Origin of the sequence: Actinomadura kijaniata (genome assembly GCF_014138665.1) — a bacterium.
Lineage (GTDB): Bacteria > Actinomycetota > Actinomycetes > Streptosporangiales > Streptosporangiaceae > Spirillospora > Spirillospora kijaniata.
In genome coordinates this window covers 42390-55915 of the sequence record NZ_JACJIA010000009.1, presented here as the reverse complement: position 1 = coordinate 55915, position 13526 = coordinate 42390, and the positions used below count along the sequence as shown (strand labels likewise).

The 13526-nt window shown below is 72.6% G+C and carries 13 protein-coding genes; 5 read left to right on the top strand and 8 right to left on the bottom strand.

What is annotated here, in order from left to right:
* Positions 1-128 precede the first annotated feature (128 nt).
* The 3 genes from HNR61_RS29955 to HNR61_RS29945 all read left to right on the top strand — a co-directional run bounded on the left by HNR61_RS29955 (position 129) and on the right by HNR61_RS29945 (position 2390).
* Entirely contained in the window at positions 129-1001 is an 873-nt protein-coding gene (locus HNR61_RS29955; RefSeq protein WP_182846517.1) for a helix-turn-helix domain-containing protein, read from the top strand.
* A gap of 276 nt (positions 1002-1277) precedes the next feature.
* Positions 1278-1496, top strand: a complete 219-nt coding sequence (locus HNR61_RS29950; protein WP_067822748.1) for a DUF397 domain-containing protein — start codon at positions 1278-1280, stop codon at positions 1494-1496.
* 591 nt (positions 1497-2087) lie between these two features.
* Positions 2088-2390 carry a DUF397 domain-containing protein gene (locus HNR61_RS29945; RefSeq protein WP_182846776.1) on the top strand — a complete coding sequence of 101 codons (303 nt, stop codon included), beginning with the start codon at positions 2088-2090 and terminating at the stop codon, positions 2388-2390.
* Here HNR61_RS29945 and HNR61_RS29940 read toward each other — a convergent pair.
* From HNR61_RS29940 to glmS, 3 genes are all read right to left on the bottom strand, one after another.
* On the bottom strand, positions 2343-3332 hold the full coding sequence (locus HNR61_RS29940) for an ABC transporter permease (RefSeq protein ID WP_220509974.1): 990 nt from the start codon (positions 3330-3332) through the stop codon (positions 2343-2345). The two genes, HNR61_RS29945 and HNR61_RS29940, sit on opposite strands and share 48 nt — an antisense overlap.
* A gap of 17 nt (positions 3333-3349) precedes the next feature.
* The gene (locus tag HNR61_RS29935; protein WP_182846516.1) at positions 3350-4312 is read right to left on the bottom strand and encodes an ABC transporter ATP-binding protein; all 963 of its coding nucleotides are present in this window, start codon (positions 4310-4312) and stop codon (positions 3350-3352) included.
* 89 nt (positions 4313-4401) lie between these two features.
* Positions 4402-6261 carry a glutamine--fructose-6-phosphate transaminase (isomerizing) gene (gene glmS, locus HNR61_RS29930; RefSeq protein ID WP_182846515.1) on the bottom strand — a complete coding sequence of 620 codons (1860 nt, stop codon included), beginning with the start codon at positions 6259-6261 and terminating at the stop codon, positions 4402-4404.
* 125 nt (positions 6262-6386) lie between these two features.
* On the opposite strand from glmS, the gene coaA reads away from it, so the two are divergent.
* Positions 6387-7325, top strand: a complete 939-nt coding sequence (gene coaA / locus HNR61_RS29925) for a type I pantothenate kinase (RefSeq protein ID WP_182846514.1) — start codon at positions 6387-6389, stop codon at positions 7323-7325.
* Between the two features lie 13 nt (positions 7326-7338).
* A complete protein-coding gene (locus HNR61_RS29920; protein WP_182846513.1) occupies positions 7339-9024 on the top strand; it encodes an RNA polymerase sigma factor sigma-70 region 4 domain-containing protein in 1686 nt (561 codons plus the stop codon).
* A 4-nt stretch (positions 9025-9028) separates the two neighbouring features.
* On the opposite strand, the gene HNR61_RS29915 is transcribed toward HNR61_RS29920, so the two are convergent.
* The 5 genes from HNR61_RS29915 to HNR61_RS29895 all read right to left on the bottom strand — a co-directional run bounded on the left by HNR61_RS29915 (position 9029) and on the right by HNR61_RS29895 (position 13523).
* The gene (locus HNR61_RS29915; RefSeq protein WP_067822765.1) at positions 9029-9745 is read right to left on the bottom strand and encodes an ABC transporter permease; all 717 of its coding nucleotides are present in this window, start codon (positions 9743-9745) and stop codon (positions 9029-9031) included.
* A 7-nt stretch (positions 9746-9752) separates the two neighbouring features.
* Positions 9753-10664: an ABC transporter ATP-binding protein gene (locus tag HNR61_RS29910; RefSeq protein ID WP_182846512.1), complete on the bottom strand. Its 912-nt coding sequence runs from the start codon at positions 10662-10664 to the stop codon at positions 9753-9755.
* A complete protein-coding gene (locus tag HNR61_RS29905; protein ID WP_182846511.1) occupies positions 10661-11539 on the bottom strand; it encodes an ABC transporter permease subunit in 879 nt (292 codons plus the stop codon). Before HNR61_RS29905 ends, HNR61_RS29910 begins: the two co-directional genes overlap by 4 nt.
* On the bottom strand, positions 11536-12471 hold the full coding sequence (locus HNR61_RS29900; RefSeq protein WP_182846510.1) for an ABC transporter ATP-binding protein: 936 nt from the start codon (positions 12469-12471) through the stop codon (positions 11536-11538). The genes HNR61_RS29905 and HNR61_RS29900 overlap by 4 nt, the downstream gene beginning before the upstream one ends.
* 95 nt (positions 12472-12566) lie before the next feature.
* On the bottom strand, positions 12567-13523 hold the full coding sequence (locus HNR61_RS29895) for a DUF389 domain-containing protein (RefSeq protein ID WP_182846509.1): 957 nt from the start codon (positions 13521-13523) through the stop codon (positions 12567-12569).
* Positions 13524-13526 lie beyond the last annotated feature (3 nt).

The window sequence follows — 13526 nt, the reverse complement described above, 5'->3', positions numbered from 1 at the left end:
GTGACGGCGATCCGGCCTCTCCCCGCGCGTGGTCTTGCCGCCCGGCGGCTCAGGCGCGACGCTGGGAATCTCAACCGGAACGGTCTTCCACCACCCCGCAGCCCACTCCCCGGCCGAGGACATCCGCCATGAGCACCTCACGCGGTCCCACCGTCCGACAGCGCAGGCTGGGCATCGAACTGCGCCGCCTGCGCGAGCACAGCAGGCTCACCGGCGACGAGGTCGCCGCCCGGCTGTCCTGGTCCACCGCCAAGGTCAGCCGACTGGAGAACGCCCGTACCGGCGCGCGCGTCGACGACGTGATCGAGCTGCTCAAGCTCTACGGCGTCAACGGCCCCCGCCTCGACGAGCTGATCGCCCTCGCCCAGGACGCCACCAAGCGCGGCTGGTGGGAGGACTACCCCATGCTGAGCGGGGGGTACGCCGAGTTCATCGCCCTGGAGGCGGAGGCCGACGCGATCCTGGCCTGGGACAACCTGGTCATCCCCGGCCTGTTGCAGAGCGAGTCCTACGCCCGGCACATCGTGGGCGGCTGGGACGTGGTCGCGACCAAGCCGCCCGCCGAGATCGAACGCTGGATCGACGTGCGCCTGCGCCGCCAGCAGGTGCTGCACCGGCCGCAGCCGCTGCGGATGTCGGTCGTGCTGGACGAGTCGGTGCTGCACCGCCGCGTGGGCGACGCCCGGGTGATGGCCGAGCAGCTCGACCACCTGCGGCAGGTCTCGATCCTGCCCAACGTCGACCTGCGGATCCTGACGCTGGACGGTCCGCACCCGATCATGGCCACGTCGTTCACGGTGCTGGAGTTCGCCCCGGTACACGATGTGACTTTCCCGGACATAGTGCACATCGAGAGCATCACTTTCAGTTATCTGGAGGACGAGCAGACCACGCACATGTACCGTCTGGCCCACAACGGAATGGCCCAGGCCGCGCTGGACGAGCATGAGACACGCCGTCACCTGGCCGAGGTACGCGACCAATGGCTGGCCCGCTCATGAAACCTCCCTAAACTGCACCGCCCGCCCCACAACCGGACATATTTCCCGACTGTCCGAGCGGACGGGTCGAGTTTCCCTGCCTTCGGCCGCTGGTATAAGGTGCAGACCGAAAGTCGGGCGTTCAGCACCCTGAACCGCGGCGTCCCGGGCACGCCATCATTCGCGCCCGGGAGGGGGGCCGCCGGCCCGGCCGCTTTTCTCAGCAACCCGTGCAAAGCAGATCCCCCTGCGCGTCGCACAGGGGGTCCCTCTTTTTTGAAAGGCGCCATCCCGGCCATGATGAATGTCAACGGCGCTCCCAACTGGCGGCGTAGTACGCACTGCGGAGCGAACGGAACCTGCGTGGAGATCGCCGCCCTGGCCTCCCCGGGCAGCCTGATCGGAGCCCGCGACGCCAAGCGCGGCGAGCGAAGCCCGGTCCTCACGCTCACCCGGGCCGAATGGCGCACCTTCCTGACGCAGGTCAAGAGCGGTTCGCTGGACGGGCCCGCCTGACGCCGACGCCCGGCGACCGGCGCTTCGGCTCCGCCACGGCGCGGAGCCCGAACGGGAAGCGCGCACCGCGTTCGATGCGCGCTTCCCGTAAACTTCCCGTGAAATTTTCGCCCCCGCGGCGCCCGCCCCTTTTCCACTCCCGGCGCGCGTGAGATTCTCATTTTCGGGTCCCCACACCCGATGGCCGACAGCGGCCAGGAAACCCGGAACACTCCACGCCCTCCCCGGTCGAGTGACTCCGTTGCGCGCGAGTTTCCCGTGTGGACGGTGATGACCTCTGCGCCGCGAAAGCAGGACCTCACGACCGGTCCAAAACGTGAGGTTGTCAAAACCAAGTGGTAACGTCCCGATCCCGATCCCGGTGTCGGCCCGGGGGAAACGGCGCGACTTCATCTGCCGCTTCTCGCACGGCACCGTCGAGCCGCTGATCCGGGACCGATACCTCACCCCCATTTCGACATCGAACCTGGAACCTACCGTATTGGTGACATTTCTCCCGGTAAGCGGTTTCTAGGCGGGTTCGAGGAGAAGACTGTGGGCGGCACTGCCCCTCTCACCGCGTCGACTGGAGGCGGTATGCGACCCCACCCCATGACCACGTACGAGACGACCGTGGATGTCTCCACGCTCCCGGACCCGCCGCCCGCCGACGGCGCCCCGCCCTCCCCCGGGTGGCGGCGCAGCACCCGGTGCGGTCCCACCAACACGTGCGTCGAGGTCGCCCGGCTCGGGCCGCGCACGATCGGCGTCCGCGACAACGTTCCCATCGGGACGCGGGGCCCCGGTCCCGCGCTGGCGTTCGGGCTGGCCGAGTGGCGGGCGTTCGCCCTGCGGGTGAAGGCGGGGTCAGGCCAGGCGGACGCCGGAGGGGAGGGTCCGGACCGGAGTGCGTAGACGCCGGACCGTCGTCCACAACGCGCCCCCCGCCAGCAGCACGTTGAACGCCAGCCCGTAGGGCCACACCGGGCCGCCCGGCTCGTCGGGTCCGGGGAGCTTCCGCTCGCGCGTGTCCCGGACCACGCGGCCGATCCCGCCGAGCATGTCGGTGCGCGACCTCACCTCGATGACGTCGGTGTACGGGCGGCCGTCGGGGCCGTACCGGGTGATCGTTTCCAGGCGTGGCCGCACGTCCGGGGCGGCGTCGGCGAGCACCACGACCGGGTTGGGGGCCAGCAGCCACCACACCCGGTCGGGGCGCTCGCGCTGGTAAGCGTGGTCCCCGCGCTCCACCTGCTCGGAAGTCAGCGCCACCCCCAGCCCGAACAGCACCGGCGTCCCCACCAGCAGCACGAACACCGTGAGGTAGGACAGCAGCACCGAGGTGATGCTGCGCGTCACCAGCGCCGACCACGCCTGCGCCAGCGCGCACACGACGCCGATCAGCAACGCGACCACCGCCAGCGACACCACGGCCCGCCCCACGCCGACCCCGCCCTCCAGGACCGGCAGCATCACGCACGGCAGCGTCAGCGCCAGCACCAGCAGCCCGGTGCCCCAGGCGGCGGCGAGCTTGCCGACCGCGATGTCGGCGGGCGACAGCCGGGTGATCTGCAGGGCGGCCAGCGTGCCGCGCTCCCGGTCGCCATTGATCGACTGGGCCGTCAGCGCGGGCGTGACCAGCAGCGTCATCACCAGCACCAGCAGCAGCACCCCGCCGAACATCTGCGCCGGCGCGTCGTTCCTGGAGAACCCCTGCTCCAGCGAGAGGCGGAACAGCAGCGCCAGGCCGTTGACGGCCACGAGCCAGGTCGCCAGCAGGGCCTTCCAGCGGCCGGTCCGCAGCCGGGCGCGGACCTCCTGCCGCGCCACCAGGCCGACTCCGTGCGGACTGATCATGCGTCCCCGTTCCCCTCTCAGCGGCGGTCCTGCGTCATCGCCAGGTAGGCCGCCTCCAGCGCGCCGCTCGCCGGGCCGAAACCCACCACGGGCACGCCCGCCCCCACCAGTTCCGTCAGCATCCGCGCGGCCTCCGGCTCGGTCAACGGCCCCACCTCCGCCCCCGCGGGCAGCCGGACCACCTCGCCGGCGTCGGGCCGTCCCGCCAGCGCCGCGTCCAGGGCGTCGGGGTCCAGGGCGCGCACCCGCCAGCGGACGCGTCCGGTCCCGGCCAGGTCGGCGACGGCGTGCGCGCCGACGGTGCGGCCCCGGTCCACCAGCACCACCCGGTCGGCGATCTCCTCCAGCTCGCTGAGGACGTGGCTGGACACCAGCACCGCGACGCCGTCGGCGGCCAGCGAGCGCAGCAGGTCGCGCAGCTCCACGCGGGACCGGGGGTCCAGGCCGGAGGCGGGCTCGTCCAGCAGCAGCACGCGCGGCCGGTGGATCAGGGCGCGGGCGACGCCGAGCCGCTGCTTCTGCCCGCGCGACAGCACGTGCACGGGCCGTCCGAGGTACTCGTCGAGGTGCACCAGCGCCAGCAGCGCGCGGATGCGGCGGGACTTCTCGGCGGGCGGCAGCCGGTAGGCGTCGGCGAAGAACGCCAGGTACTCGTCCACGGTGAGCTGGTCGTACACCCCGAACTGGTCGGGCATCCAGCCGATCGCGGTGCGCGCCCGCTCGGGATGGGCGGCCAGGTCGTGCCCGGCGACGGTGATCCGGCCCGCGTCGGGGGCCAGCAGCGTCGCCAGGATCAGCAGCAGGGTGGTCTTGCCCGCGCCGTTCGGCCCGACCAGCGCGGTGACCTGCCCGTAGGGCACGGTGAGGTCGACGCCCTGCAGCGCGGGGACGGTGCCGAACGCGCGCGTGACACCGTACGCCTCGATCCCGTGCCCGGACCCGCCGTAGTGATGCTCAGCGTCGCCGTAGTAAGCGTCCACCCGCCACCTCCCGCACCGGCTCTCCGGTACGACGCTCGGGAGGTGGCGGGTGGTTCCGGCGAATCCGCCATTCCGCTATCGCATCGCGGCTATTCGACGGTGACGGACTTGGCGAGGTTCCGCGGCTGGTCCACGTCGTGGCCCTTGGCGGTGGCCAGCTCGCACGCGAACACCTGGAGCGGGACGGTCGTCACCAGCGGCTGGAACAGCGTCGGCACGGCCGGGACGCGGATCAGCGTGTCGGCGAACGGCTCCACCGTCTCGTCGCCCTCCTCGGCGATCACGATGGTGCGGGCGCCGCGGGCGCGGATCTCCTGGATGTTGGAGACGATCTTGTCGTGCAGCACGGCGCGGGCGCGCGGCGGCACCACCACGATCACCGGCAGGCCCTCCTCGATCAGCGCGATCGGGCCGTGCTTGAGCTCGCCCGCCGCGAAGCCCTCCGCGTGCATGTAGGCCAGCTCCTTGAGCTTGAGCGCGCCCTCCAGCGCCACGGGGAAGCCCACGTGGCGGCCCAGGAACAGCACGCTGCGCTCGTTGGCCAGGGACCGGGCCAGCTCGCGCACCGGCTCCATGGTCTCCAGGACCTTCTCCACCTTCTCCGGCATCTGCGCCAGGAGCTGGATCATCGCGAACACCTCGTCGCCCCACTTGGTGCCGCGCACCTGCGCGATGTAGAGGGCGATCAGGTAGACCGCGACGAGCTGGGTGAGGAACGCCTTGGTGGACGCCACCGCGACCTCGGGCCCGGCGTGGGTGTAGAGCACGCCGTCGCACTCGCGGGGCAGGGTGGAGCCGTTGACGTTGCAGATGCCCAGCAGCTTGGCGTGCTGCTCGCGGGCGTGCCGGACGGCCATCAGCGCGTCCATCGTCTCGCCCGACTGGGAGATCGCGATCACCAGCGTGGAGCGCGACAGGATCGGGTCGCGGTAGCGGAACTCGCTGGCCAGCTCCACCTCGCAGGGCAGCCCGGCCCAGTGCTCGAGGGCGTACTTGGCGATCAGCCCGGCGTGGTAGGAGGTGCCGCACGCCACGATGATGATCTTGTCGACCTCGCGCAGCTCCTGGTCGGTGATGCGCATCTCGTCCAGGACCAGGCGGCCGTCGGCGGCGATGCGGCCCAGCAGCGTGTCGGCGACGGCGCGCGGCTGCTCGGCGATCTCCTTGAGCATGAAGTAGTCGTAGCCGCCCTTCTCCGCGGCCGACACGTCCCAGTCGACGTGGTACTCCTTCACCTCCGCCGGGCGGCCCTCGAAGTCGGTGACGGTCACCCCGGACGCGCGCAGCTCCACGACCTGGTCCTGGCCCAGCTCGATCGCGTCGCGGGTGTGGGCGATGAACGCCGCCACGTCGCTGGCCAGGAAGTTCTCGCCGTCGCCGACCCCGACGACCAGCGGGGAGTTGCGGCGCGCGCCGACCACCAGGTCCGGGTCGCCGGTGTGCACGGCGACCAGGGTGAACGCGCCCTCCAGCCGGCCGCACACGCGGCGCATCGCGTCGGCCAGGGTGCCGCCGCCGCGCAGCTCGTCCTCCAGCAGGTGGGCGACGGCCTCGGTGTCGGTGTCGGAGACGAGCTTGTGGCCGTTCTCCTCCAGCTCGGCGCGCAGCGCGGCGAAGTTCTCGATGATGCCGTTGTGGATGACGGCGACCTTGCCCGAGCAGTCCAGGTGGGGGTGGGCGTTGCGGTCGTTGGGCGCGCCGTGCGTCGCCCACCGCGTGTGGCCCATGCCGAGCGTCCCGGCGGGCGGCGGCGTCTCGTCCAGGGCGTTGCGCAGGTTCACCAGTTTCCCGGCGCGCTTGGCGGTGACCAGCTCCCGCTCGTCCGACCCGCCGTCGGCCAGGACCGCCACACCCGCCGAGTCGTACCCGCGGTACTCCAGCCGCGCCAGTCCCTCGACCACGACGTCAAGCGCCGGCCTGGTGCCGACGTAACCCACGATTCCGCACATGGCGTGCAGCCTATTGGCTGTCGGACGTGCTGACCTACCTGCAGCGGCCTCATCGCCATGGCTATACCGTGTACCGCCGGTGAAAACACCGAGCGCCACCTGCACGGGTGGTTAATGTTCAGTGCATGACGAGCGGATGGGACAGCGTGCCGAGCCCCTACGTGGAACTCTCCCGCGACGCCTGGCGGGCGCTGCGCGCCAACACTCCGCTGCCGCTCACCCCCGACGAGCTGGACGCGCTGCGCGGCCTGAAGGACCCGATCGACATCACCGAGGTCGAGGAGGTCTACCTGCCGCTGTCGCGGCTGCTGAACCTGTTCTTCCTGTCGGACGGGGGCCTGCGCGACACGGTGAGCGGCTTCCTCGGCGGGCCGGTGCAGCCGACGCCGTTCATCATCGGGGTCGCGGGCAGCGTCGCGGTCGGCAAGTCCACCACCTCGCGGCTGCTGCGGACGCTGCTGGCGCGCTGGCCCGAGCACCCCAGCGTCGAGCTGGTGACGACCGACAGCTTCCTGTACCCCAACGCCGTGCTCCAGGAGCGCGGCCTGATGGACCGCAAGGGGTTCCCCGAGTCCTACGACCGGCGGGCGCTGGTGAGGTTCGTCTCATCGATCAAGTCGGGCGCCGAGGAGATGCCGATCCCGGTCTACTCCCACCTGGAGTACGACATCCTGCCCGACGTCCGGCAGACGGTGAGGCGGCCCGACATCCTGATCGTCGAGGGGCTGAACGTGTTGCAGGCCCCGCCCGCCGGGTCGCTCGGGGTCTCCGACTTCTTCGACTTCTCGATCTACGTGGACGCCCGCGTCGAGCACATCCGGCAGTGGTACGTGGAACGGCTGTTCGCGCTGCGCCGCACGGCGTTCGCCGACCCCCGCTCCTACTTCCACCGGTACTCCAAGCTCGACCAGGACGAGGCGGCGGCGTTCGCCCAGCGGGTGTGGCGCGACATCAACGAGATCAACCTGGTCTCCAACATCCTGCCGACCCGCGCCCGCGCCACGCTGGTGCTGCACAAGGGCCAGGACCACAGCGTCCGGCGGGTGCGGTTGCGCCGGATCTGAGCACAATGGAGGCATGCGGTCGGCGGCGTTCCGGGAGCGGTATGCCGACCTGCTGCGGGTGGCGTACCTGGCGCTGGACGACGGCGGCCCGCCGGACGTGGTGCTGGCGCGGGCGCGGCGGGCGGTGCGGTCGGTGCGGCCCGGCGCCCCCTATCCCCGGCTCCGCGCGCGGCTGGCGGCCGTCCTCCTGGCGTCGCCGCCCCGCCCCCGGCTGCGTCCGCACCGGCTGCTGTTCCGCCCCGACCCGCTGCCGCCGGGCCCGGCCCGGCTCGCGCTGCGGACGCTCTCCCCGCACGAGCGCCTGGTCTACGTCCTGCACCGCGTCGAGGGCCTGACGTCCCCGGAGGCGGCGGCCGAGGTGTCGGAGCACCTGATGGTGAGCGCCTGGGACGTGGACCGCACGGCGACGGCGATGGACCTGGCGACGCGGCTGGACGCCGCCTCCCAGCGGGCCGAGCTGCGGGCGTTCGACCCGCTGCTGGTGCGCCTGCGCCCGCCCCCGCGCCCGCCCCGGCTCTGGGCCGCGGTCCTGCTGGTCCCGGTCGTGGCGGCCGCGTTGGTGGCCCGCCCCTGGGCCCAGGACGGCGGCGAGGTCCCGCTGCTGGTGGACGACGCGGACTGGCAGCGGACGGCCACGCCGACGCTGGCGCACTGGCCGACGCGGGGCGGGTCGCGCGGCGACCGCGCGCTGCTGTCCCGCGCGGCCGCGGCCTGGCGGGCCCACCGCCGCGACCCGCCGTCGGGCCCGATCGTCGTCCTGTACGCGGGCGCGGTGGACGGCGCGGCCGTCGTGGTGCTGCGCGACTCCCCCGGCTACCGCGACGCCCCGATGGTCGCCCAGTACTTCGAACGGCGGCTGTCGCGCGGCGTGGAGAGCGTCCGCCGCCTCGACTCCGACTTCGGCGGCCTGATCATGCTGGGCGGCACCTGGCGCTACCTGCTCCCGCCGTGGCTGATGGACCCGTCCCTGGCGGTGCCCGGCGCGGCCCCGCAGTGGCGGCCGCTGGCGGTCCGCGACGGCCTGACCGACCCGGTGGAGTGGCGCTGGTTCACGCCGCGCTGCCAGAACTACCTGCTGTTCCGCATGACGCACCGGCCCGTGACGGGCGGCTGGCCGCGCCGGGTCCTGCAGTTCGCCAGCCACAACCCGGACGCGGCGGCCCCCCGCGTGTGGTTCCGGGGCGCGGCGGCCGGCGACGAGCGCTTCCAGAACATCGCGTCCCACGCCGTCGCCTGCCAGGGCGCGGCGTCGCTGTCGGACTCCGGCGACCTGCGCGTCGGCCGCCTGTGGACCGGTGACCTCCCCGACGGGGGCGGCCCGGCGTCGCTGACGGTCGTGGACACCGAGTCGCCCTGGAACGCCCCGGGCTCGGCCGTCCTGCTGTCCCCCACCGGCCGCACCCTGACCCAGCGGGGCGGCACCAACAGCGACTACTCCACCGGGGAGTCCGGCATGGCCGCCGCGGTCTGGTGGCTCGCGAAGGACCGCTGGCACCTGGTGGCCGCCGCGGGCCCGGGGGTGACGACGCTGCGGACGGCGGGCGAGCTGGGCGACCACCAGGCGCGGGGCCCGCGCCCGTTCCTGCACGTCCGGGGGCCGGCCCGCCGCACGCCCCCGTTCCCGGCGACCTACCTGCCGCTGGTGTGGGTGGTGGCCGAGGAGCCCGCCGGCACCCGCACGACGATCACCCCGTCCTGACGGGTCACTCGGCGCTGGCGACGGTCAGCGAGCGCAGGCGGACCACCGCCAGGGCCGTTCCGGCGGCGGTGACCAGGGCCAGCAGCGCGGCGGCCAGCGGCAGGTCCACCGTGGAGCGGACCACCGACGCGTCGGTCAGGGCGTCGGTCACCGACAGCGCCCACTGCTGGACCGACGCCGAGCGGGCGCCGGGGGCGAAGTTGCCGAGCAGGCTCTCCCAGACCAGCGCGTACAGCAGGCCGATCGTGACGGCGTTGCGGCTGACGACCGCCAGGGCCACGAACAGCGCGCTGTAGGCGATCCCGCCGACCAGCACCCCGGCCGCGAACGCCGGGGCCAGCTGCGCCGTCATCCCCGACATCAGCAGGCCCGCCACCAGCGTCGGGACCGTCGCGAACAGCGTGACCAGCACGATCGCCACCACGAGCTTCGTCAGCACGATCACCTGGCGCGGGATCGGCTTGGTCAGCACGTACATGATCTGGCCGTCGTCGATCTCCGGGCCGATCACGCCCGTCCCGGCGATCAGCGCCAGCAGCGGCAGCAGCGTGGCGATGCCGAAGCGCTGCAGGATCGTCGCGGTGGTGTCCAGGTCGGCGAGGTCGGTGAACCGCAGCGCGGCGGCCATCGCCAGCAGCACCAGCGGCAGCCCGAACAGCAGCAGGGCGCGGCGGCGGCCCAGCATCGCCCGGAACGTGATCATCGCGATCGTCGGATTCATGTGCTGATCACCGCGCTACCAGGTAGGAGAAGACGCTTTCCAGGGACTCGTCGGACGGGGAGACCTCCCACAGCCGGATACCCGCGTCCCGCGCCAGCCGCGGCAGCAGCCAGGTGAACCGCTGGAAGTCCGTCGCCTCGATCTCCAGGCCCTTGGGGGTGAGGTGGACGCCGCGCGCCGAGCCGTCCGCGATGATCGCCGCGGCCAGGGCCCGGTCGTCGCCGGACCGCACCAGGAACCGGTGCGGCCGGTCGGTCATCAGCCGCCGGATCTCCCGGAAGTCCCCCGAGGCCGCGTGCCGCCCGGCGACGATCACCTCGATCTGCCCGGCGAGCCGCTCCACCTCCTCCAGGATGTGCGAGGAGAACAGGATCGTGCGGCCCTCGGCGGCCATCTTCCGGATCAGGTCCATCAGCTGGAGCCGCTGGCGCGGGTCCATGCCGTTGAACGGCTCGTCCAGCAGCAGCACCGGCGGGTCGTGGACCAGCGCCGAGGCCATCTTGATGCGCTGCTTCATGCCCTTGGAGTAGTTGCCGATCTGCCGGTCGGCGGCGTACTCCATCTCCACCCGGTCGATGGCCCGCCGCGCGGCGGCGTCGGGGTCGGGCAGCTTGTGCAGCCTGGCCATCGCCAGGATGAACTGGCGGCCGGTGAGGAAGTCGTAGGCGCTCTCGCGTTCGGGGACCAGGCCGAGGCGCCGGTAGACGTCGGGGTTGCGCCAGATCGGCGTGCCGTCGAGGGTGACGGACCCGGCCGAGGGCTCCAGGAAGCCGCCCATCATGTGGATGAGGGTGGACTTGCCCGCGCCGTTGGGGCCGAGCAGGCCGGTGACGCCGGGGCCGATGGTCATGGAGACGCCGTTGACGGCCACGACGTTGCCGTACCAGCGCGACACGTTCTCCAACGTCAGCACGCTCATGAGAGCCCCGCCTTCCGGAACCGGGCGTACAGGACGGCGGTGGACCCGGCGACGAGCGCGACGCACACCGCCAGCGCGACCATGCCCGCGAGCGTGCCCTCCGGCATCGCCGCCGACGACCTCGGGGCCCCCAGCAGCCGGACCTGGACGATGTCCACCAGGTTGAACGGCGTCAGCAGCCCGACCCACCCGGCGAGGGTGAAGTTCGTCCGCATCTCCGCCAGCCCCTGCACGATCACCACGAACGCGCTGGTCAGCATGTAGACCGCGATCACGGCGGCGACGCCGAAGCCGCGGCGCGGCGTGAACGCCGACACCACCAGCCCGATCGAGGCCAGCACCACCGCGAACAGCGCGCAGCCGACCAGCGCCGTCAGGTACCGCACCAGGTGCTCGCCGGAGTCGGGGACCTTGGTGACCAGCCCGCCGACGTACAGCAGCGTGACCGGCAGGGTGAGCAGCGCCAGCAGCGCCGTCGTCATCGCCGCGAGCTTGGCCAGCACGAAGTCCAGGTGCCCGACCGGGCGGGAGAAGTACAGCGGGACCACGTGGAAGCGCAGCTCGCGGGAGGCCAGCACCGGCGCCTGCGTCGCCAGGAAGATCGCGATGACGACCTGGAGGATGTTGGCGTAGGCGGCGTAGGGGATCAGCCCGCGCGGCTCCTTGGTGATCGCGACCGCCGCGACGCTGCCCACCGAGGGCAGCATCATGACCGCCAGCAGCAGGAACGGCATCACCTTCGCGCGGGCCGGGCGGCCCAGGCCGTACGCGGCGCGCAGGTTGTGCACGAACAGCGAGCGCAGCACGTAGCCGCGGCCGAGCCGGCGTCCCTCGTAGTGCCGGTAGCCGATGTCGTGGATGGTGCTGACGGTCATCGGGGAGCCCCCTGCGGAACCGGGTGCGGCTGTTCGGACCCCACGGCGAAGACCTCCTCGATGTGGTGGCGGCGCTGCTCCAGCCGGACCAGCCGCAGCCCCAGGTCGGCCACGCCGTCGCGGATGCGGTCGTAGGTCTCCTCGTCCGCGATGTCGACCACCAGCAGGCGGCCCTCGGGGCGCACCGCCACGCCCTGGTCGTGCAGGCGCTGCCCGAGCCGGTCGCGGCCCTCCTCGACCTCCACGACCAGGGAGCCGCTGGCGGCGGTGTAGGCCTCCACGGCCTGGGAGCGCAGCAGCCTGCCGCCGTCGATGATGACGACGTGGTCGCAGACGCGTTCCAGCTCGCCCAGCAGGTGCGAGGTGACCAGCACGCTGATGCCGAACTCGGCGCCGATCCGGCGGATCAGGCCGAGCATGTCGTCGCGGCCCGCCGGGTCCAGGCCGTTGGTCGGCTCGTCCAGGAACACCAGCTGCGGGTCGTGGACGAGGGCCTGGGCGAGCTTGACGCGCTGGCGCATGCCGGTGGAGTAGCCGCCGATCGGCCGGTACCGCTCCTCGTACAGCCCGACGTGCCGCAGCGTGTCGGCGGCGCGTTCGCGGGCGGCGGTGGGCGGCAGGCCCGACATGCGCGCCATGTGGACCACGAACTCGGTGGCCGACACGTCCGGCGGCAGCGCCTCGTACTCGGGCATGAAACCGACGCGTTCCCGGATGCGCGCCCCGTCGCGGGCGATGTCCAGGCCGAGGACCTGCGCGGCGCCGGAGGTCGGCGGCAGCAGCCCCAGCAGGATCTTGATGAGGGTGGACTTGCCCGCGCCGTTGGCCCCGACCAGCCCGGTGACGCCCGGTTCGACGGCGACGGTGAGGTCGTCCAGCGCGGTGACGCCGGGGAACCTCATCGTCAGCCCCTGGGCAGCGATGATCGGCATGCGTCCGAACCTAGTGCCTGACGGCGGTCCGGGCATCGGCCATACGGCTGACCCGTCTCCCCCTCAAGGGGGGTGGGTCCGGATCCGCGGCGGGCTCAGGTCCCGGCGCGGGCGGCCCGGCGGCGGCGGCCGCGCAGCACCGCCGCCCACACGGCGCGTTGCAGCAGCAGCACGACCGTCCCCGCGATGACCATCCCGGCGAGGTTGACGCCGAGCTGGAGCAGCGAGCCGTCGATCTCGCTGCGGTGCTTCAGGGCCAGCGCGACCGCCAGGTTCCCGGCGGCCGGGACGGTGGTGACCGAGATGAACACCCCGACCAGCGCCGCCGACTTGCCCGCCGTCATCGACAGCACCCCGGCCGCGCCCGCCAGCAGCGCCACGATGAACGACCACCGGTCCGGGCTGTAGATGAACGCGGTGTTGGGCCGCTGGGTCGGCAGCCGGTCCAGCTCGATCACCCCGATCCACCGGCTCACCAGCGCGCACACGTACGTCACCGCGATCGCCACCACGAACCCGATCACCAGCGTGCGCAGCGCCGTGCCGACCCGCCGCGGCCGCCGCCGCAGCAGCCCGTAGCAGATCGCCGCGACCGCGCCGAACTCCGGGCCGACCACCATCGCGCCGACCACCAGGATCGTGGAGTCGGTCAGCGCCGCGATCGCGGCCAGCTGGGTGGCGATGGCCAGGAACGCCAGGAACGACCAGGACAGCCGCGCGTCGTCGGCGGTGCGCTCGTCGAGTTCCTCCCAGACGACCGCGTCCTCGTCGTAGCCGGGGGCGGCGCGCTCGGCGCGGTCGGCGTGATCCGACAGCGCCAGGTCGATGTGCTCCAGGGTGATCGCCCCGTCGCGGCGCAGGCCCATCCCCTTGAGCTCGTCGATCACCTCGTTCACGGCCTCGCGGGCGATGTCGGCCATGACGACGTCCCCGGCGGGGGCGCGGGCGGCGCCCGGCAGCACCACGACGTTGGTCACGCCGGGTGCGTCGGCGAGCAGCCGGCAGACCGCGTCCGTACGATCCGTGGGGACGATCGTTCTCAGGTGCAGCACGGT